The organism is Bacillus sp. FSL R12-0074, from assembly GCF_038005725.1.
Lineage (GTDB): Bacteria > Bacillota > Bacilli > Bacillales > Bacillaceae_G > Bacillus_A > Bacillus_A mycoides.
This window is the reverse complement of sequence record NZ_JBBOTR010000001.1, coordinates 890,970-913,046: the sequence shown is the minus strand read 5'-3', so window position 1 is coordinate 913,046 and position 22,077 is coordinate 890,970. Positions and strand designations below refer to the sequence as shown.

Sequence of the window (22,077 nt, the reverse complement as noted above, 5' to 3'; positions counted from 1 at the left end):
GTGAAAATTTATGTTATCATTCCTGAAAAAGGCAAAGAAAAAAGGAAAAGATACTACTGTTTCTAGTAATCAATTATTTGGACAAGAAGAAACTACTTCTCAAAATAAAACGGTAAAGCCAGTTCTTTACTTCCATCCTAGCTGGGGTGACGTAGCACCAGAACAAAAATACATTTATCAATTTTTACATAAAGAATTACCACGTTTACAAGAATATCAAATTTCTTTATCAGGAATTGAAATTGAAAAACGTGATGGCGCATACGATGTAGCTGCATTCATTCGCAGCAGTGTCCCAAAACCAATTTCTTTCGAAGAAGTTACATTACTCCTATTAAACAAAGATAAAAAGCTGTGCGCACGTAAAACATTTAACCTATCTGCACTTGGCGATATTCCTGAAAACGTGAATATGCCTTTCGTATTTACATTTGAGCAAGAAACAATAACGGAAGCTGAACTATCTCAATCAGATTGGGAATTAGCTTTCGAACTTGAAAGTAAGCATCAACTAGATTTAGATCCATCTTGGAAATCTCAGTTACCTGAAGCAAGCAAAGATGCTTTACGTAATTTTGTAGACAATTTAACACCTCCAAATGAAGGTGAAATTAACTTCCTAGGTTTACAAGCCGCACTGAAAGAGAACGGCGATTTACATACAACACTTCTAATTCGTAACGGCTGTAAAGATAACATTCAACTAGAACAACTTCCTCTTCATATTGAAGATGCTTCTGGAGAAGTCGTTGTTAAAGGTGCTTTCACGTTACCGAATCTTGAAATTAAAGCGAATACTACAAAACCGTGGTCATTTGTTTTCCCTGCTTCATCCGTCTTGAAACAAAATATGGATTTATCTAGCTGGAAAGCATTTGTACCACAAGACTAATATACAAAAAAGCCTATCCTAAAAGATGGTCATCACACCTTTAGGATAGGCTCTATTTTTTATGTAAAATCTACTTCGTTACTAATAAACGTTCAATATGATACTCAGCTTCTAGTTTACACATTTCATCTACATGCTTTACTTCGCTCTTGTTTAACAGCTCTAATTGTTCTTCGCTCGGCTGCTCACTAATAAGCTCATTAATTTTTTCATTTACTTTCATCGCTAATGCTTGATGGAAATCTGGATGTCCTTTCAACTCGTCATCAACTTTATTAATCCAAGTTGATTTTGTGTATAAATATTGTTTCCACTGTTCAACAAATTGCTGCATATCAAATTTTTCTTCATTCCATTCAATTTCTTTCATATATCTCTCAAAAGAAACAACAATTGATCGTGTAATCCCGATCTTCACTCCATGTGGTAACTGTTTGTACATCAAATATTCCCTCCAGCTTAAAGCTCTTCCTTCTGAATATAAAGGAATCTCAAAATTCATATACCTTCTTATAATAGCACATTGCTAATCTAAGATGTTACTATACTGTGTAGAAAATCAATTGTCAACAGACGTATAACATTTAGATATAATGATTTTATACATAGTAAGCACATATACAAATAACAAGAACCTTCACACTCTATAACGCAATTCATGTGAAGGTTCTTATTGTTATATTGCCTTAACTTTTAAAAACTGCAGCTTCTCTTTTTGCTCATCATTCGCCATCATTACTATCGTCTTTTCAACATGCGGATGTACATGTTCAAGTGTCACACGCACTCCTGCTTTATCCGATTGCTCAACAAAGTTTAATAACGCCATAGCTCCTGATACATCCATATAATGTACATCTTTCATACGCAAACTAACTGGTGACTTCACATCTTGTAAAGAAGCAAAAATACGATCTACTGATAGAAATGAAAGTGGTCCCTGAATCGTATACGTCGCTTCTTTTTCTTTTATAATAGAAGCTTTACGTTCTTTACACTTCACCATGTATATAATGAAGGAAAGAATAATGCCAAACGCAACAGCAACCATTAAATCGAATTTCACTGTCACAACCATCGTCACGAACATAACAATCACATCACCTCTTGGTGCTACATGTGCTTTCTTCATGCTTTCCCAATCAAACATCCCGATGCCAGTTAAAATTAAAATACCTGATAATACCGCAAGCGGAATATATTGTACCACTGAACCGAGTCCCATAATGAAAATAAATAATATGACACTATGCATACAAGCCGACAGTGCCGTCTTCCCCCCGCTTCTTATATTGACGATAGATCTAACAGTTGCACCTGCTCCTGCTAATCCACCGAACAAACCACTCGCAATATTGCCAATACCTTGTCCGATTAACTCTTTATTACTTTTATGACGTGTCCCCGTCACATTATCCATTACGACAGACGTTAATAACGAGTCAATTGATCCTAGTAAAGCAATACTAAGTGCTGGTAATACAAGTGCTAACATGCCATTTGCGTCTAAATTCGGTACGTGAAGAGATGGCATCGCCTCTGGAATTGCACCTATTTTTTCAATCATCTTATTTAAAGAAAGAGTTCCTACAACTGGTAAGTTTACCGTAATTCCTTGTAGCATAGAAGAAAATAACGGCAACGTTACTGTAACACCTACTAATGCTACTAAACTTGATGGAATGGCCTTAATCCATTTTCCAGAAACAATCATTACAATGATCGTTAATAACACAAGCAGAAAGCTATTTTGTACGTGCTTCATTTCGCCTAAAATAATAATGAGTGCAATCCCATTCATAAACCCTGAAACAACAGGATACGGAATGTAACGAACGTAAGAGCCGAGCTTACATACACCAAATAAAATTTGAAATAACCCTGCCATCATAAATGCAATAAAACTTGCTTCTAATCCGTGAGTTGCAATAACGCCCGTTGCAATTACTGTAATCGGCCCAGTAGGACCCGTTACTTGCCCCGGTGTACCGCCAAATAACGCCGCAAACAAACCTGCAAAAATTGCACCATACAATCCGACAAGTGCTCCCTCAGACGTTCCCGTTGCAGCAATACCAAATGCAATCGCTAGCGGCAAGGCAACAATCGCAACAGTAAACCCTGCTAAACATTCCTTTGCTATTTTTTGAAACATATAAATAACCACCTTCTTATAAAGTCCATGTTCCATTGTACATCTAAAACAAATCATTCGTTAGCGTATTTATAAAAAACTCTTTACAGTCTCGTGAAGTAAGCGTCTACATTGATAAATAGCCTTCCCAAGTCAAACTAAAAAACAGCAATATGACGAATCTACCTTTGGAAACAAACTTGACTATGCTATAATGAACAAATTAAATCTTTTACTATATACTTGGAGGCACTATGCTAACTTTTGAAGAAAAATTATCGATTATTGAATCTTTCCCGGAATTAGAAAGAAAGAACGTATCATTAAAACGCGTAAACTTTCACTTTGAAGAAAGTCGTTTAGATAAAAAGAACGTTGTATATCATTTACACCCAAATGGAAACGGATTTGTATATGCAAACTTCATTAAAGGTTATAGAACAGATGATAAAGGCATGATTAACATCCGCGAGTTTTCAGAAGAAGAACTGCGTTCATTAATTGAAAAAGTAATTGAACGTCTATCACAGGAGCAAGAGGAAATTGTAGCACCAATAGAACCTGCTGCCGAAGAGGAATGGAAGAACGAAGACGGTCATATCCTAACTCTTATTCAAGAGGATGACATGTGGAACGTTTACGCTGGCGTAAACTTAGACGGTACATTCAACTCTTATCCAGAAGCTGCGGAATACCTTGATGAAGAAGGTTTCTCACGCAAATAATACGATCCAATGAGGCCGTCCCAAAAGTTTTTTGGGACGGCCTCTCTTATTAATAGGCAGGTTATTATTGTCGTATTTTGCAGTTAAGTCGATATATTTAGGAATTAGGCTTTTGGAACAGTTCCATCCATTAAATTATGGCATCAAAACTTCTTATTCTCACTATCCCCTATAAAAATTTGAATTTGACAACTATACGTCTCCGTATTAAAAATATCACTAACTAACTCCACTTCAATAAAACTCTCCACTTCTATATTATTTTCTTTTATGTATTTAATTATGGTATTTCGACGTTCTTCCTCATTTTCTTTACTATACGCTAATGTTATATATTTCCCGCCCGGTAATACTTTTATATTTTGCATCTTTTCCATATGTACATCATCTCGTACTTTATTAAAAACATACTTCGGCTCTACATCCCAATTTTCATTTACATTGTAGAGAATCCCCATTTCCATTGCCATTTTCTCTTCATAATCTTGCACGATCTTCTCTAAATCGGAATAATACAGTAACTCCTGTAAACTCCCCACTTCTTTACAAGGTGCTACAATCACATTCCGCTGTTCAAAGAACTGAATACACACTTCATCACCTTTTAATATTTCCTGTGAACTCCCTACTTTCGCATTTAACCCATCAATCGTTTCAATTACCTCTTTCATTTTCTTTATATGCTCTTCCGCTTCCGCTCTCTTTAATTGCAAAAATTGCAGCAATTTATCCATATCACATTCCTTAAAAATCTCTTGAAGTTCTACTATACTGGTATTCAACTCTCTACAGCTTTTTATAATATCAATGTGAATGAATTGATCTATAGAATAATATCTATATCCTGTTGATTCATCAACATATGTTGGAATAAGAATCCCCATCTTATGATAGTACCTTAACGCTTTTATCGTAATATCCTTTATTTTTGCAACTTCTCCAATAGAAAATAATGTTTTCACCTGAATCTCTTCCTTTTTATTTTTTCGCATGCAACTATTGACTCTCCCCTTAGAGGAGACCTTACTATTTATAATAAGTCATTTACATTAATAAAGGGAGTATACAATTATGAACACAGTAAAATATAGAAATCTTGTCAAAGAAGACTATGAGCCTATAAAACATTTAATTGGTGAGGCATTTAGATTTAATGAATTCATTACAGATAAAAAATTTTTAAATTCAATATTAAACTTCTACCTACACAGTTGCATTTTAGGAAGCTCCTTTAGTAAGGTAGCTGAAAACGATAATAAAATTATCGGTGTCATTTTAGGCGATTCCGAAAAAGATAAAAACCGTTTAAAGAGATTCCATAATACTGTTAGCTTTGCCTTTAACACGCTGAAACTATTCATGACGAATAAAGAGAATAGAGAGTTTTTAAAAGCATTTATAAAAGTTCAAAAAACATATAAAGAACTAATTCAAGGAAAAGAAGATCATTTTCAAGGCTGTATACAATTATTCATCGTATCCGAAGAATCTAGAGGTCTTGGAGTTGGGAAATCTTTATTAAATCATTTATTCCAATACATGACAAAAGAAGAAGTGACATCTTTATATTTATATACAGATAATGAATGCAACTATGAATTTTATGACAGACAAAACTTCCAACGTATACAAGAAAAAGCAGTTAATTTCGGACCAAAAGAAGAAGATTTCAACGTATTTTTGTACCGCTATAACTTTAACTAATAGTAACATTTACACTTCAATGCTCTTTGCTAATTAGCAAAGAGCTATATTAAGTATGATATCACTCGCGAGTGGTTGTCAAAAAATCATACTAGCTTAAATCCTCCAGCCAAACTCTTCTACTACTATTGTTTCAGTTCGATTAGCGTGAAAAAGAGGAAGATGTGTAACAACTTCAATTTAAAAAGGAGCGCACAACATGGAATGGATTCAAGAATTATTTCAGCAATATGGGTATTATGTAGTACTTATTGGATTACTTTTAGAATATATTGCTCTTCCGTTTCCAGGAGAGCCAACATTAGCCTATGCAGGATTTTTATCACATCAAGGTGATTTGAGTTTACCAATTTTAATTATTTTATCCTTTATTGGGACAAGTGTAGGTATGACATTCCAATACTTTTTAGGAAATAAACTTGGCATGCCTTTCATTCAGAAATACGGGAAATATGTATTTTTAACAGAACGAAAAATTAATTTAACGAAAATGTGGTTTGATAAATACGGATATTTTCTAATCTTTATCGCCTTTTTCATTCCAGGCGTCCGCCACTTTACAGGATACTTTGCAGGAATTATCAACTTACCGTTTCGCCGCTTTGCGATGACAATTTATTCAGGTGCCCTATTTTGGGTATCCTTCTTCCTAATCGGTGGTTACTGGTTAGGGGAAAACTTAGAAGATATATTCATCGTACTTGAACAACACATTTGGAAAATTATCTTCGGTATTATTATCATTACGCTAATCACCCGATTTCGCAAAAAAATAAAACATGTGATTTTAAAAGGTATAAATTAAATCTTTCATCAACAAACTTATATGCGTACAAGAATAATAAAAAGCGGGGACACATAGTCTCCACTTTTTATATACAGCCCGTTCTCAAACTAAAAACACAAGAGCTTGACACTATTTCCTTATTAAGAAAGATAATCTTATTTGTAAAGATAGCTCCCTATTTTTTCGCGCCTTTTAACGACTCTCTCAGGACAAATTTTTGTAATTTTCCGCTCGCATTACGAGGAAGTTCATCTACAAATAAGTAATGACGCGGACGTTTATAATCTGCTAATTCATCACTTTCTTTACAATACGTTTCTAAATCGACTTCTGAAATATTTTCATCTTTCTTTACAACGACCGCAACGACACGCTCTCCCCATAGTTCATCTGGCTCACCAAGTACTGCAACATCTAATACACCAGGGTGACTATGAAGAAAATCTTCAATTTCGCGAGGATAAATATTTACGCCACCGCTAATTACCATATCATCAACGCGGTCTGCAACGAATAAATAGCCGTCTTTATCGAAGTATCCTAAATCACCAGAATGATACCAGCCTTTATACATCGATTTTGCATTTGCTTCTTCTCGATTATGATAACCAGCCATCATAGTTGGACCGCGCAAAATAATTTCCCCTACTTCATAAGGAGGCAACGTATCATCTGGCTCTGCTGGTCCATCTTCGTTCGGTTTCACAATTCGAATTTCATGGCTAAAGCACGGTGTTCCTGCTGAACCAGCTTTCGTAATTTGATCCTCTTCTACGAGAAACGCAACAACTGGTCCCATTTCTGTCATTCCGTAAATTTGAACAAGATCAATATAAAGGCGCTCTTTACATTCCTTCACTAGCGCCGGTGCCATTGCAGCTCCGCCGTATACACCGATTTTCATTGAAGTTAAATCATACTTAGTTAGATCTTTTTGCAGTAACATATTCCACATCGTCGGTGCTGCAAAAAACGTCGTAATCTTCTCTTCTTGAATGGTATGTAATACTCTATCCGTATCAAAATGATGTAAAATAACATTCTTTCCGCCAACTTGAATGCGCGGTATGATTCCAGCATTTAACTCGCCGCAATGATATAAAGGTGCTACCACAAGCCCGGCGCTATCCCTGTTATATTTTATGAAATACGTACAAATCATACTATGCTCAGCCATATCACGATGGCGATGTAGTACACCTTTTGGATGACCAGTCGTACCGCTCGTATAAAGCATAGAACAATAATCCATTTCATCTACTACAATATCTACTTTTTCAGCTGATGCTTCATTTACTTTTTCATGGTAAGAACTCGCATAGGAAGGTGTATCGTCTTCCACGTACCAAAAAGACGAATTTGGAAAATCTCGTTCAATCATAGCAACTGTTGATTCGACTGCTTTTTCAAAGACAACTACTTTCGAGGCTGCATCTTGGAGGATATACGATAATTCTTTTGCTTTTAAGCGGAAATTAATTGGATTGAAGATCGCGCCAATTTTCGCACAGGCTAAGTAAACGTTTACAAATTCACGACAGTTATATAGGTAAACAGATACACAATCTCCCTTTCTTACTCCTTCTTTCAATAGAGCTTGCGCCGTTTTATTTATTTGCTCATCCCACTGTTTATATGTCCAACGAATATTTTTTTCTGGTTCTACTAACGCCTCTTTATTCGGATACTTGCCAACTGTCAAATCAAAAATTCTCCCTATCGTCATGTACATGCCAACAATTTCCCCCTTTTCTCTTTCATAAATCTATCATTTCGTCTATAAGTAGACATTGTCCTCTAATAATATGACTAATTTTTCTGATTATTATCGACATAGTTTTACAAATGGACCGTTTGATGGTAAATGAAATTATATCGGCGATTTTTGAATATATTGAACGCAACTCAATTTATATCAGCTATTTTTCGAATATATCGACTTACCGACAAAAACTGACAATATAAAAAGAGGCTGTTCCAAATCGGAACAACCCCCTTCTTCTTACACGAATAGCTCTTCTAAAATTTTCAGTTTATCTTCTGTATATTTCACGAAGCCATCGTTATATGATTTTGGATCTTTCGGATTCGCAAAGTGTGTAATTGCTCCTGTTTGTGGGTGAACAAATTTACTTGATGCCCCGCAACCAAGTCCGATAATCGATTGTACTTCTTCCATAATAACAATATTGTAGATACTTTCTTGCGTCGGTATTGCATACCCAACGTTTTCTAAGTTACCTAAAATATTTTTTTGACGATATAAATAGTATGGCACGTAATTATGGTTCTTCGTCCACTCTTCCGCCTCATGCATCATCGCAGTAATTTCTTCGCGACCTGCTACTTTATATTTACGTTTGTTTTGCGTCATTTCAGAAGCACGTTTAAATGATAACGTATGAACTGTTAACGATTCTGGCATTAACTTTTCTGTTTCATCTAACGTGTGCTTGAAGATGTCTAATCCTTCACCAGGAAGACCAATAATTAAATCCATATTAATATTGTTCATTCCCATTTCACGTGCTAAATGATACTTCTCAATCGTTTCTTCTACAGTGTGATGACGTCCAATTGCTTTTAGTGTTTCTTGGTGGTATGACTGCGGATTAATACTAATACGGTCAATATTCCATTTATTTAACACTTCTAGCTTTGCTGGTGTGATCGTATCTGGGCGACCTGCCTCAACTGTTACTTCACGTACATCTTTCACATCAGGGAAAGCTTGGTACATTTCTTCATACAACATATCCATCTCTTCTGCTGTAATACTCGTCGGTGTACCGCCGCCGTAATAAATCGTCGTAACTGTAACACCTTTTTCTTTTAAAAACTTACCAATTTCACGAACTTCATAATGTAACCCGCCTAAGAACGAATCAACTGATCCTTGGCGTCCGTTAATTGCATAAGCCGGGAACGTACAGTACGCACATTTTGTAGGACAAAACGGAATACCGATGTAAATACTTACTTCTTCTTTCAAACGGTATAAATCCGGAACAACCGCTAATTGGCAATCAACAATACGCTGAAGAAGTTCAATTTTCTCTTCATGAATTAAATAACTTTCACGAAGTTCTTTATGCGCTTCTTCTTTTGACATACCATTTTGAAGCAGTTTGTGAAGAAGTTTCGTTGGGCGTACCCCAGTTAATATTCCCCAGCTCTGTTCAAGTCCAGTTAGCTGTTGAAGTACAGAAAGATATACGTAAGAAACAACATGTTTCACTTGCTTCATACGTTCTTTTTCTTCTGTGAAAGCAGATAAATCTTTTGCGAATGTTTCTTCATATACATTTCCGGTTGCAACATCTGTTAAACGAGCCGATGCTGTCACATTACCTTCTATCTGTATATCAACGATAAGATTTGCTTCTTCTTTCTCAAACCCTATCGTGCTCTCTTCAAAAAATAAACCGCCAATATTTTGTAGCGGACGTAAAAAACGATCATCTTGTAACGTCTTAATTGAAATTAACAACATTATCACCTTTTCATTTGCAAACTCTCTTTAGTTTACTTGAAGGGCGTTTGAAGGTCAATACAGAAGGTTTTACCTTATTTCTTCTATTAAATACTTAAAGGCATAAGAGATAGCATTTCTCTTATGCCTTTTATAAACCTATTAGCTATTTTTAATCATAAATCTTAAACGTATTCCTAATAACACCAGAATGACACCTATAAATGGAAGGTAATCCGTATTATGCCCTGTAGCTGGAAGTTTTTGATTATTAGAACCGCCTTGTTCTTTTTCTGGTAAGTTAGGCTTTTCTACTTCTTCGCCTGGGCTTTCTGTTCCTTCACCTGGCTTTTCTATTCCTTCACCTGGTGTTCCTGTTTCCCCACCTGGTGTTTCTGTTCCTTCACCTGGCTTTTCTGTTCCTTCACCTGGCTTTTCTGTCTCTCCACCTGGTGTTTCTGTCTCTCCACCTGGTGTTTCTGTCTCTCCACCTGGTTTCTCTGGACCTTTTCCTGTTTCTTTTTCATTGGTAATTTGAAGCTTTATAACTTCTACTTTCTCATTAGAAATCGTAAATTCAATTCCCTTATCAGATAAATTATATCCTTCTGGAGCCTGGACTTCTTTTAAAACGTAATCTCCTGGTTCCAGTTTCTTCGAAGTTGCTTTACCATTTTTATCTGATGTTAATGTGTCTATTTTTATTCCATCTTTCAGAATTTCAAACACTGCACCTTCTAATTTTTTATCTGTATCATTAGCATCTATCTTTGTAATTTCTACTTGACCTGTGATTTTTTCTTTCACTTTTTCATTCAATACTTCTTGTTTTGCTACTTCATTTGCTACAACATTTACTTTTACTGTAACTTCTACCGCTTTGTAGCCTTCTGGCGCTTTCGTTTCTTCTAACATATACTTACCTGGCACTAAGTTTTCGAATGTCACAACACCATCTTTATTCGTTGTTTTCGCTGCTCCAACTACTTGACCAGTTTCGTTTTTCAGTCTGAATTCTGCGCCTTCTAGAACTTTTCCACTCTCTGCATCCTTTTTGATTACTTGTAAGCTTCCTAGTTCTTTCGCATTTTCTACTTGTACTTGTACTACTTTGTTTGCTTCCACAACGACTTCAATTTCTTCTTTTAGTAATTTATATCCTTTTGGTGCTTTCGTTTCTTTTAACGTGTATTTTCCTGGTTCTAATTTCTTAGAGATTACTTTACCTGTTTTATCTGTTCGTAACATCTCTACTTTCTTACCATCTTTATACACTTCAAATTCTGCATCTGATAAAAGCTTCGTTTTATCGTTTGCATCTACTTTTACGATTTCAAATTGACCAAGGCTCTTACTATTCGTTACTTTTACATCAACAACTTTTTCACCGTCGACTGTTACATGAATTACTTGTTTTGTTAACTCATAATTTTCTGGTGCTTTTGTTTCTTCTAACGTATACTCACCCGGTACTAGTCCTTCTACTTTAACCGTTCCAGACTTATCTGTTGTAATTTTTTCTTTTACAACATTTCCTTTAGCATCTTTCAATGTAAATACTGCGCCTGCTAAACGTTCCGTTTGATCTTTATCATCTGTTTTAATAATTTGTAGAGAGCCCAAGAGTTTTTCATTTTCTGCCTCTACTTTTACTACTTCTTTCTCATTTTGAATTGTTACTTTCCATTCTTTATTTGAAATCTTGTAACCTGCTGGTGCTTTCGTTTCTTTCACTGTGTATTCACCTAATGGTAATTTCGGTGACATCGCTTTTCCACTCTCATCAGTTTTCAACTCTGCTACCTTTTTACCATATTTATACACAGTAAATTCTGCATCTGATAATAGCTTCGTTTTATCATTCGCATCTACTTTTACGATTTCAAATTGACCCAGAACTTTTTCGTTCATTACTTCCTGTTTTACTACTTCATTTGCTACAACATTTACTTCCACTTTTAATTCTACCGCTTTGTAGCCTTCCGGCGCTTTCGTTTCTTCTAACGTGTACTTTCCTGGCACTAAGTTTTCGAATGTCACAACACCATCTTTATTCGTTGTTTTCGCTTCCCCAACTACTTGACCAGTTTCGTTTTTCAGTCTAAATTCTGCGCCTTCTAGAACTTTTCCACTCTCTGCATCCTTTTTGATTACTTGTAAGCTTCCTAGTTCTTTCGCATTTTCTACTTGTACTTGTACTACTTTGTTTGCTTCCACAACGACTTCAATTTCTTCTTTTAGTAATTTATATCCTTTTGGTGCTTTCGTTTCCTTTAACGTGTATTTTCCTGGTTCTAATTTTCCAGAGATGACTTTACCTGTTTTATCTGTTCGTAATGTATCTATTTTTTCACCATCTTTATACACTTCAAACTCTGCGTCCGATAATAGCTTCGTTTTATCATTCGCATCTACTTTTACGATTTCAAATTGGCCTGTTACTTTTTCGTTCGTAACTTCCTGTTTTACTACTTCATTCGCTACAACATTTACTTCCACTTTTAATTCTACCGCTTTGTAGCCTTCCGGCGCTTTCGTTTCTTCTAACGTGTACTTTCCTGGCACTAAGTTTTCGAATGTCACAACACCATCTTTATTCGTTGTTTTCGCTTCCCCAACTACTTGACCATTTTCGTTTTTCAGTCTAAATTCTGCGCCTTCTAGAACTTTTCCACTCTCTGCATCCTTTTTGATTACTTGTAAGCTTCCTAGTTCTTTCGCATTTTCTACTTGTACTTGTACTACTTTGTTTGCTTCCACAACGACTTCAATTTCTTCTTTTAACAACTTGTATCCTTGTGGTGCTTTCGTTTCTTTTAATGTGTATTTTCCTGGTTCTAATTTCTTAGAGATTACTTTACCTGTTTTATCTGTTCGTAATGTATCTATTTTTTTACCATCTTTATACACTTCAAACTCTGCGTCCGATAATAGCTTCGTTTTATCATTCGCATCTACTTTTACGATTTCAAATTGACCTGTTACTTTTTCAACGATCTTTTTATTCAACACATCTACAGTAACTACTTTATTAGCCTCTACATCAACACGAACTGAGCTAGATGATAGTTCATAACCTTTTGGTGCTTCAACTTCTTTTAATGTATATGTTCCAACTGGAAGTTGTTTTGATAAAGCTGCACCTTTACCATCTGTAATAATTGTTTCAACAACATTTCCATCTTTATCTATAACATCAAATTTTGCACCTGGTAGAAGTTGACCAGATTCACTATCTTTTTTCAATAATTTAAATTGGCCATTCTCTACTTTTTTCGTATTCTTCATAACAATTTCAATTACGTTTGTACCATTAATTGTTACTTTTACTGGTGTATCAACTTTTATATATCCTTCTGGTGCACTTATTTCTTTTACAAAATAGTCACCAAGTGGTAAATCCTTGACTTCAGCAATACCCTTTTCATTCGTTGTAACAGTAGCTACAACATTATTGTCTTTGTCTATAACATCAAATTTCGCATCTTTTAAAACAATGTTTTCATCGTTTGCATCAACTTTTTTAATTTGTAAATTTCCTTTTTCAACTGATGGATTTTTCCATTTCGGCCAGTTAAATTTAAAATTGTGAACCTCAAACCCATCTCTTTGGTGTAATCCCCCAACATAGGCTTGTCCATTAATAGAACCACCCTTTGTCTCTACAACAGCATTTGGAGCAAATACACTTCCTACTACGCCATATCCTTTTGTTGATATTTTTGTAGCATTCGGAAACGCCCAAATTACTTTACTAGCTAACTCAGTAAAAGGTGAATTAGGATCATATGCTTGTGATGTATTAATTAAGTCTGTTGCCATCCCAGTATTTTTCGTATCGTACAAAATTGCACCGCTACCAAAATTCACTTCTTCTGCGTCTGAATAAATAACAATAAAGTCTTTGTTATTTACATTCGGAAGATAAACATCTCTTACATCAAATGTTTTCTTTCCTGTTAAGCCTGAAGAAACATAAATATTAGGATTGTTTACATCCTCTCCGATGCCAAAACTCATATTAGGTTTTGGTTTATCAGTATGTAATTGACTCGCATCTCCAATTACACCATCAACGTCTTTTCTAAATTCTTTGAACTTGGCATCAATCTCTGCTTGCTCTTTATAAGAGATACGGTCATAAGATGACTTCATTGCACCTTCTGGGTCACCATCTTTTGTCATCGCCACTGTTCCATCTTGAATGATTACTTGTCCTGCTCCCGCTTTCGTAAATTGACCACCTAGTAATAATGATGGATATCCTTCATCTTTCCATGTTGCTCCAGCTAAGTTGTTTGCTCCAGTTGCAGCCGCTACGACTGTATAACTTGATGCGTTCATATTTTTTTGAACAGCCATCGCACCCTCAATATCCGCACTCGTTGCACTATGATCTCCAAAAATGATGGCGTTGTAATAAGATACATCACCTAAACCTTTTAATTCTGTTGTAGCTGCCTCTGCTTTAAATGGTAAATGGATTAAAAAATTCATACATATTAGTAATACAACTATAAAACTACTACTTATTTTTTTTACTTTTTGATTAAATGATTTCCTCAAGAAATTCATTCCCCCTTTTAAACTTCCTAAACCCACAAAAGAAGTACATTTCATATGTACCAAGTCTTACTCACATTAATTTAAAATAATCCATTTAAATAAAACAAAGAAACTCTACAACTAATTAATAAAATTACTACAATTCATTTTTGAGATAATACGTGAACTAAACTATCACGCGGAAATGTTTTTACGTACGGGAGCTCAATAAAATTAATCTGAAGAATATTTCATGTGGTGTAACTATTTCGGCAACATCATCCACTCTACAGTAGTTTCCTAGAGTATTCAAGTGAATTGTATAGATTCCAGACACAATTCATCCCCTGAAACGCTTTCATTTCTTATTGGAATATTGATTTAAACTTTTCAAATAAAGTCGACAAAAAAACGTAGCCAAAATGCTACGTTTCTTTTTTCATCGTTTCGGTGTATGTTTATGATTCTTTAAAAAAGGAAGCGGGAATTGCTTACGAAAATGCTCTTTAATCATGTACTCTACGCCGTTCTCAGTATTAGAACGTGTAATCCAGTCCGCCGCTTGCTTTAATTCTACAGGAGCGTTCCCCATCGCTACCCCAAGCCCAACATTTTCAATTACCTCTAAGTCTTCTACGCTATCTCCAATCGCAACCATTTCACTAAGGTTAATATTTAAATGCTCCCCAAGTAATTGTAAACCACGTAGTTTTGATACATTTTGAGGGAGAATTTCTATATGTCTTTCATCACACTCGACGTACTCTACATCTTGAAATGCCTTTTTTAACGTATTCATCCCTCTTTCTTTTTCACCTTTCGTATGGAAAACAATATCAATTTTTGGCGCAGCTACTGGATGATCACGCAGTGCATCCCCTAGCGAATCTACAAATTGAACTGGATAAAATAACGGATCTGCGCTTGATAATACAGTACGCGCAATTAAGTTTGGTGTATTTCTCTCACGATTCCCAATTGAATATCGTTCATGAGAAATGCGAACATTACAATCAAAATGCTCTAACACTTGCACAATATTAAAGGTTTTCTCTTCAGATAATCTCCTTTGAGCGAACGGCTTATCTAACGATGCTGAAACGAAAGCACCGCCATGCGTAACTAATATAGAATCTAATTTTAACGCCTTCGCTATTTTATGAGCAGATTGAAAATTACGATTCGTAAATAATGTAACGTATACATCTTTTCTTTTCACAAAGTCAATTGTTTCTCGTATCCCTTTTGCGATTTTTCCGTTGTTGTATAGTAGTGTCCCATCTATATTAAGAGCTAGTAAGCGATAAATCATGTCGCACTCCCCCTCTTCGCTGTTGTACTCTATCCATAATTTATGAAATAAATGTAGTAAATAGAACGAGTTAGAATTACTACTGAAAATTTGGTTTACTATATACATATACAACTGGCAAAGGAGATAGTACAATGCAGGCACCTTCTTCTTTTTATGAAGGCGATACGTTAGAGGTCGCAAAGAAGTTACTCGGACATAAACTCGTTCATATTGTAGACGGCATAAAGCGGAGCGGAATTATTGTAGAAGTAGAAGCATACAAAGGTCCAGATGATAAGGCCGCTCATAGTTACGGAGGCAGACGGACTGATCGAACAGAAGTAATGTTCGGTGCACCCGGACATGCTTACGTATATTTAATTTACGGCATGTATCATTGCTTTAACGTAATTACAGCACCAATCGGCACCCCGCAAGGAGTTCTCATTCGTGCTCTTGAACCTGTAGATGGAATCGAAGACATGAAACTAGCGCGCTACAACAAAACCGACATTACGAAAGCTCAGTATAAAAACTTAACAAATGGCCCCGGAAAACTATGCCGCGCGCTCGGAATCACTTTAGAAGAGCGCGGCATATCACTTCAAAGTGATACGTTACATATTGAATTAGTTCCTGAAGAAGACCATTTATCATCCACACATAACATAATAGCTGGCCCTCGTATTAATATTGATTATGCAGAAGAAGCCGTTCACTATCCATGGCGGTTTTATTATGAAAAGCATCCGTTTGTTTCAAAATAAAGAAGCTATCCTATAAGTCAGTGAAACCAACTTATAGGATAGCTCTTTTTTCGTAATTCATCACACGTCGAAAAGCCGAAATCCGGGCTCGGATTTCGGTTTTGTTTCTATAAAAGAAACCGTTGTTCCTCCAACATTGCCAAATACAGCTCATCTCCAAAGAGAAAATCTTAAAAGCATTATTTTTTTAATGCATAATAATTATCTAAATTGAATTTCGACATAATGAAGGTTCCTGTTGGCGTTAAAAGTTGTGACATAGATTGTATGACCTGCGGTAATTTCGCTGGCTCAATAGGATGTGATAACAAAATGTACTGAAATTTTTCATCTGTAAATACCTCATGTAACTTGTCATACTCAGCAGAAGTTGTAGGAGCTACCCTATTTGCAAGAGCTGCTGCTTTTTCATTAATTTCTGCTCCAAATATGGAAACTGCTCGATAACGCCTTTTCATTTCTAATAAAGTTGCACCACATCCAGCTCCTATATGAAGAATATTCACTTGATCAGGCGCAAATCGATCTACAATTGCTAGTAAATCATAATGAATGTATAAACTTTCACCATAAAATCCCCATTTTTCATACAATTTTATATTATTTGCATGTAAAACTACAGAAAATTTCATACTATCTTCTTTCCATGAGACACTTCCGTAGTGATGAATAAATGTATCTTTACATAAATACAGTTTATATCCTTTTTCAAACATTCTTAGTGACAAATCATCATCTTCATAATTCCCCGGTGTAAATCGTTCATCTAATAATCCAACTTCATCTAACACTGATTTTTTTATAAGCATACAGAATCCGATTAATTTCATACGTTCTTCCCATTTATTTTTATCACTTTGATTATATAAAGTTGCAAACTTCTGCATTCCTTCAATATCTTTATAAAAGGTTGGTATAGCAGTATAGTAAGCGGCATTATTAGTTATGGGCCCTACCGCTCCAGTATCCTTACTTTCATATAAACACCGAATTAAGTTGCTTAGCCAATTTTCAGTTACGACCACATCATTATTTAATAATAGAATATTATCACCTTTTGCCTCTTTAATCCCCTGATTGCATCCCTTTGGAAACCCCATATTCTCCGCATTTTTCACTAGCATAATATCCGATTGTTTTTGTAACCATTCTACAGTACCATCTGTTGACGCATTGTCCACAACTATTAACTCATACTCTTGTTCCACTGTATACGTTCTAATACTTTGGATGCATTCTTTTGTATATTGTAATTGATTATGAGTCAATATAATTATACTTGTGAGCATGAATCAAACTCCTCTCAGCAGCCAAAATGATTATCTAGTATTATTAAATATTATTTTTCCGATAAACTATCAAAATATTTTCTATTATATTCAATGCTTGGATTATTAGGTATGAACTGTGCAGCTTGTTCGTTATGATAAATTGCCTTTTCATATTCTTTTATTCGATCATAACAAATACATAGTTGAATATGCGGCAACCATGTATGACACTCTTCCCGGACAAATGGAGAATCCTTTGGGCGTGGCCCATCAATTGCTGCATGGTACCAATATATCGCTTTGGAATATTCGTTTTGTTGCAAAAATACACGTCCTAAGTGGCAACAAAGTTCTCCTCTAGGCGTGTCATACGTAAATGATTGTAAACAAGACTGTACAGATTTTTTTAAGTCTCCCAATTCTAAATAACACTCGGCTCTTTTTAAACAAGCTTGAATATTATCTTCAACCCAACCCTTTTCTTCATCTAAAAATTTAGAATACCCCTTAACAGCCTTATCAAATAATCTGTGATCCTTACATTCATTTGCATAATAGTACACATCACGGGGACTAAATTCTTTTCCACTCTCAAGATGTTTTTCATATATTTTCAAATTACGATTAGTATATGCTTTTATTTTTTTATGACTTACCCCTACATCACTATTTATAAGATTTCCATGCACCTCTAAATATTCATGAACAAATCCATACCATTGAAAATTTCTACTTCTGTTTACTAATCGATATCTCCTTAAAGAATGTGTTGGATTTCCTTCTATATCAAAAGTTAAATAATATTTCATAGATACTGCATCCGTACTACGATCTAACGTATGTTTTAACTGCAACAATTTCTTTATATCTTCCGTATCTATTATGTCATCTGCGTCTAGCCAAAGAATGTATTCTTTTGTAGCTTTAGAAAATGCAAAATTTCGTGCCGCTGAAAAATCTTCAATCCATTGAAAATCATAAACTTTCGCGTCGTACTTCTTCACAATTTCTTTTGTACCATCTGTTGAACCTGTATCTACAATAATAATTTCATCCACAACACTTTTGACCGATTCTAAGCATGTTGATATAGTTTGTTCTTCATCTTTTACAATCATGCATAAACTAATAGTAATTGAGTTTCCCATCATATCCCCCCTATCTTTTTGATGTATATGTTTGGAGAGAAATTTATATTTCTTTTGCTTCAAAATTGAGTTTTCATTTTACAAAAGAAACATAATGAGGCGGTGCAGTGAAATTATATAGGGGTATTTTACTCGAAGATTGTGAATCAATGAAAAAAACCGAAGTCTGAACAAGACTTCGGTTCTTTATATAGAGAATACATAATTTCGATTCCTTTTTACTCCGCACCTTCCGCGGCCGCAATATCATTCTCTAAGTTTTCTCTTGATAATTCAGCCGCCATAAAATCAGCTGTTTCAGGAAGTGCTAAATGCATATGAGCTTTTTGACAAATTTGGATCGTACAGTTTTCTACAACATAGTCGAAAACATGTCCGCCCCCGCTTCTTTCATCATCAATGTAATGTAAGTGGAAACCAGCTACACCAATACCTTGCGCGTAATCCGGTGTCCAAAATCCAGCCATCGTTCCATCCGTATCTTTAAACGAAAAAATCGGTTGTGATTTCGTCACTTCAACGAGCGGCGTATACGGTTTTTCTTGTCTTGGAACAGTTCTCGTTCTAACTTCACGGAACGTACCGTCCATTCGAATACCATAAAATAAGTTTTTACTTGGCATTAACTCATGTAATAATGCTTCCACTTCTTCACGATTCATCGGACGCTCTACCGTATAACTCATTTCTTTTTCAAAAAACGTTACAGTCGCAAAAGGTGTTGTTTCTTCCGGTTCTACTTTTTCCGCTGAACCGTCTGAACGTAAATGGTAAAACTCATTATCAAACGCAATCATTTCACCATCTAATTGATCAAATGTACCGATGCCAAAATCACCACGTTCTTTCAGTTCCTCAAAGTTAATAACACCATCGTATATACCATCTAATAGCGCAAGCATTGTAGATGTTTGATATACTTCATTACTCATTTTCGTTCTTTTTGCATCAATATCAATTAATTGCGCAACAGTCATCTCACTCATGCCCCCATCAGTTTAATTGGTTTGGTAATAATTTTTCGCTTAATTTAATGTTGTCACGGTAGTCAATTGGAATATCAATAATGACAGGACCTTCTGCTTCTAACGCTTCTCTCAATACACCTTCTAATTCGTCTGGTGTATTGACACGAAGACCTATTGCACCGAAACTTTCTGCATATTTCACAAGATCAACATCGCCAAACTCTGTAGCTGATGTTCTACCGTATTTCATCATTTGTTGGAACGCAACCATATCATATGTACCATCTCTCCAAACGAGATGGACAACAGGCGCATTTAAACGTACCGCTGTTTCTAATTCCATCGAAGAGAATAAGAAACCACCATCACCTGACACGGAAACAACTTTCTTGCCCGGTTCAACTAAAGTAGCGGCAATTGCCCAAGGAAGTGCAACACCTAACGTTTGCATACCGTTACTAAATAATAGTCTACGTGGTTCATAAGAACGGAAACATCTCGCCATCCAAATAGAATGGGAACCGATGTCACATGTAACGGTTGTATCGTCACTAATTAAAGAACGAAGTGTACGAATGACTTGAAGTGGATGCGTAACACCTTCTGAAGCACGGTTTGGAACTTCTGCTTGCTCTGATAATTTCGAGCGTAATCGTTCTAAAACTGCTTCTGATTTCGTATTTAATACAAGCTTCGGTAATTTCTCCGCAATGCTATTTACAGTTAAAGCGATATCGCCAATTAATTCACGCTCTGGTTGGTAATCATGGTCGATATCTGCTTGGTGATCATCAAGGTGAATAATTGTTCTATCGCCAAGTTTATTCCAGAATTTCGGATCATACTCAATTGGGTCATAGCCGATAGATAAAACAAAATCCGCTTCTTCTAGTAAAATATCACCTGGTTGGTTACGGAATAATCCAACGCGGCCGAAGAAATGATCTTCTAACTCACGTGAAATTGCACCAGCTGCTTGATACGTTTCAACAACAGGAAGTTCTGTACCAGCAATTAACTCACGAACTGCTTTCGTTACTTCATTGGTGCTTGCTCTCATACCGAGTAAAATAACTGGTAATTTCGCTGATTTTATTTTTTCTACTACATATGTAATTTCATTTGTGGGAGCGATTCCAAGCTGTGGCTTAGAAAGCGCACCGATAGATTCTACTGTCGTTTCCGCAGTCATAACGTCTTGCGGAAGACTTACAAGTGTTGCTCCTGGATTTGTAGAAGTAGCACTTCGAAATGCATTAGTAAGTGCTTCTGGTACATTATCAGGATGCTCGACTTCTACGCTATATTTAGTGATTGGTTCGAATAATGCAGCATTATCCATAGATTGATGCGTACGTTTTAATCGATCTGTACGCGGAACTGCACCAGCTAAAGCAACAACGGGATCACTCTCCGCATTCGCAGTAACAAGACCTGTCGCTAAATTTGATGTCCCTGGTCCTGAAGTTACAAGACATACGCCCGGTTTCCCTGTTAATCTACCAATAGCAGCTGCCATAAATGCTGCGTTTTGCTCATGACGACAAACAATTAACTCTGGTCCTCTTTCTTGCAGTACATCAAATACAGAGTCAATCTTCGCTCCTGGAATACCGAAAACATGTGTAACACCTTGTTTAATTAAACAATCAACAACAAGATCTGCTCCTCTTGTTTTTGTTTTCACGTCGTTTGCTTTTACACCTGTACTCAAACTAATCATCCCTTTATTTCATAATGTGTGTAATAAAGATTTTTAATTTCACCTAGTTAATTAATTTGGTGAAGTATCATTTATCATTATATTACAAATGCATTATTTTTCCAACGATATGAATTTGACAGTTTTTTGACAACCGAAAGGAAAACCCTTACATTTTTCTACAATAAAAAAGACGCCCCTATACTAGGAGCATCTTCATCATTACGCTTGTTGTTGCGCGTTATATAATTCTTCAAGTGGCTTCATGATAATTTTGTTAACGTCAGTGATAACGATGTTTAAACGTTGCTCAGTTTCCATTAACTTTGTAATTTTAGCATCTTGTTGAATGCGAGCTACAACTTCTTGTGCTTTTTGGTTATCTTCTTCAGTGATTTCTTGACCTTGCATCATTTTTTGTTGTAGGCCAAGTTGCATCGTGCGGAACTCATCGAATAAGTTCTTTGACTCTGCATCTCCTTGTACTGCTGCGTAGCTTGCTTTTAAAGTTTGGAAATCTTCGTTTTCAGCGATTGTTTTTTGTAATTCATATGCAACATCATGAATGTTTTTTGTCATTTTATTTTTCCTCCTTTAGAAGGCTAGCGCTTTTCGCTCGCACTGCCTTTTAAGTGCATTTACATACGCACCTCTTCTTACCATATCAA

General features: G+C 35.7%; 17 protein-coding genes. 5 read left to right on the top strand and 12 right to left on the bottom strand.

Annotated elements, in window-relative coordinates:
* The first annotated feature begins 10 nt into the window (after nt 1-10).
* Entirely contained in the window at nt 11-892 is an 882-nt protein-coding gene (locus NSS97_RS04660; RefSeq protein WP_341111724.1) for an accessory Sec system S-layer assembly protein, read from the top strand.
* Nucleotides 893-962: 70 nt separating this feature from the next.
* Here NSS97_RS04660 and NSS97_RS04655 read toward each other — a convergent pair whose 3' ends face one another.
* Together NSS97_RS04655 and NSS97_RS04650 are read right to left on the bottom strand one after the other, a co-directional pair.
* The gene (locus tag NSS97_RS04655) at nt 963-1,334 is read right to left on the bottom strand and encodes a hypothetical protein (RefSeq protein WP_002125538.1); all 372 of its coding nucleotides are present in this window, start codon (nt 1,332-1,334) and stop codon (nt 963-965) included.
* 234 nt (nt 1,335-1,568) lie between these two features.
* A complete protein-coding gene (locus NSS97_RS04650) occupies nt 1,569-3,047 on the bottom strand; it encodes a SulP family inorganic anion transporter (RefSeq protein WP_044444673.1) in 1,479 nt (492 codons plus the stop codon).
* Nucleotides 3,048-3,280: 233 nt separating this feature from the next.
* Between NSS97_RS04650 and NSS97_RS04645 the strand changes: the two genes are divergently transcribed.
* Nucleotides 3,281-3,751, top strand: coding sequence for a hypothetical protein (locus tag NSS97_RS04645; protein WP_002030036.1), 471 nt, complete (start codon nt 3,281-3,283; stop codon nt 3,749-3,751).
* Nucleotides 3,752-3,894: 143 nt separating this feature from the next.
* Here NSS97_RS04645 and NSS97_RS04640 read toward each other — a convergent pair whose 3' ends face one another.
* Nucleotides 3,895-4,743: a MerR family DNA-binding transcriptional regulator gene (locus NSS97_RS04640; RefSeq protein WP_107887898.1), complete on the bottom strand. Its 849-nt coding sequence runs from the start codon at nt 4,741-4,743 to the stop codon at nt 3,895-3,897.
* Nucleotides 4,744-4,822: 79 nt separating this feature from the next.
* Between NSS97_RS04640 and NSS97_RS04635 the strand changes: the two genes are divergently transcribed.
* Together NSS97_RS04635 and NSS97_RS04630 are read left to right on the top strand one after the other, a co-directional pair.
* Nucleotides 4,823-5,455, top strand: a complete 633-nt coding sequence (locus NSS97_RS04635) for a GNAT family N-acetyltransferase (RefSeq protein ID WP_107887897.1) — start codon at nt 4,823-4,825, stop codon at nt 5,453-5,455.
* Between the two features lie 199 nt (nt 5,456-5,654).
* On the top strand, nt 5,655-6,260 hold the full coding sequence (locus NSS97_RS04630) for a DedA family protein (protein ID WP_044444670.1): 606 nt from the start codon (nt 5,655-5,657) through the stop codon (nt 6,258-6,260).
* A gap of 157 nt (nt 6,261-6,417) precedes the next feature.
* Here the strand turns inward: NSS97_RS04630 and NSS97_RS04625 are convergent, their stop codons facing one another.
* The 4 genes from NSS97_RS04625 to NSS97_RS04610 form a co-directional block, all read right to left on the bottom strand.
* On the bottom strand, nt 6,418-7,974 hold the full coding sequence (locus NSS97_RS04625; RefSeq protein WP_044444669.1) for a fatty acid--CoA ligase: 1,557 nt from the start codon (nt 7,972-7,974) through the stop codon (nt 6,418-6,420).
* Nucleotides 7,975-8,244: 270 nt separating this feature from the next.
* Nucleotides 8,245-9,735 (bottom strand): coproporphyrinogen III oxidase, encoded by a 1,491-nt coding sequence (locus NSS97_RS04620; RefSeq protein WP_002010930.1) that lies wholly within the window; start codon nt 9,733-9,735, stop codon nt 8,245-8,247.
* Nucleotides 9,736-9,876: 141 nt separating this feature from the next.
* On the bottom strand, nt 9,877-14,280 hold the full coding sequence (locus tag NSS97_RS04615; RefSeq protein WP_445285989.1) for an MSCRAMM family protein: 4,404 nt from the start codon (nt 14,278-14,280) through the stop codon (nt 9,877-9,879).
* A gap of 418 nt (nt 14,281-14,698) precedes the next feature.
* Nucleotides 14,699-15,571, bottom strand: coding sequence for a Cof-type HAD-IIB family hydrolase (locus tag NSS97_RS04610; protein ID WP_000640394.1), 873 nt, complete (start codon nt 15,569-15,571; stop codon nt 14,699-14,701).
* Between the two features lie 134 nt (nt 15,572-15,705).
* On the opposite strand from NSS97_RS04610, the gene NSS97_RS04605 reads away from it, so the two are divergent.
* The gene (locus NSS97_RS04605) at nt 15,706-16,320 is read left to right on the top strand and encodes a DNA-3-methyladenine glycosylase (protein ID WP_107887894.1); all 615 of its coding nucleotides are present in this window, start codon (nt 15,706-15,708) and stop codon (nt 16,318-16,320) included.
* Nucleotides 16,321-16,499: 179 nt separating this feature from the next.
* Here NSS97_RS04605 and NSS97_RS04600 read toward each other — a convergent pair whose 3' ends face one another.
* From NSS97_RS04600 to NSS97_RS04580, 5 genes are all read right to left on the bottom strand, one after another.
* On the bottom strand, nt 16,500-17,609 hold the full coding sequence (locus NSS97_RS04600; protein WP_044444667.1) for a glycosyltransferase: 1,110 nt from the start codon (nt 17,607-17,609) through the stop codon (nt 16,500-16,502).
* 50 nt (nt 17,610-17,659) lie between these two features.
* Nucleotides 17,660-18,739 carry a glycosyltransferase gene (locus tag NSS97_RS04595; protein ID WP_107887893.1) on the bottom strand — a complete coding sequence of 360 codons (1,080 nt, stop codon included), beginning with the start codon at nt 18,737-18,739 and terminating at the stop codon, nt 17,660-17,662.
* A 218-nt stretch (nt 18,740-18,957) separates the two neighbouring features.
* Nucleotides 18,958-19,716, bottom strand: a complete 759-nt coding sequence (gene alsD / locus NSS97_RS04590) for an alpha-acetolactate decarboxylase (protein WP_016119663.1) — start codon at nt 19,714-19,716, stop codon at nt 18,958-18,960.
* A 16-nt stretch (nt 19,717-19,732) separates the two neighbouring features.
* Nucleotides 19,733-21,421 carry an acetolactate synthase AlsS gene (gene alsS / locus NSS97_RS04585; RefSeq protein ID WP_044444664.1) on the bottom strand — a complete coding sequence of 563 codons (1,689 nt, stop codon included), beginning with the start codon at nt 21,419-21,421 and terminating at the stop codon, nt 19,733-19,735.
* Nucleotides 21,422-21,631: 210 nt separating this feature from the next.
* Complete coding sequence (locus NSS97_RS04580; RefSeq protein ID WP_000164622.1) at nt 21,632-21,988, bottom strand: YlbF/YmcA family competence regulator; 357 nt, start codon at nt 21,986-21,988, stop codon at nt 21,632-21,634.
* Nucleotides 21,989-22,077 lie beyond the last annotated feature (89 nt).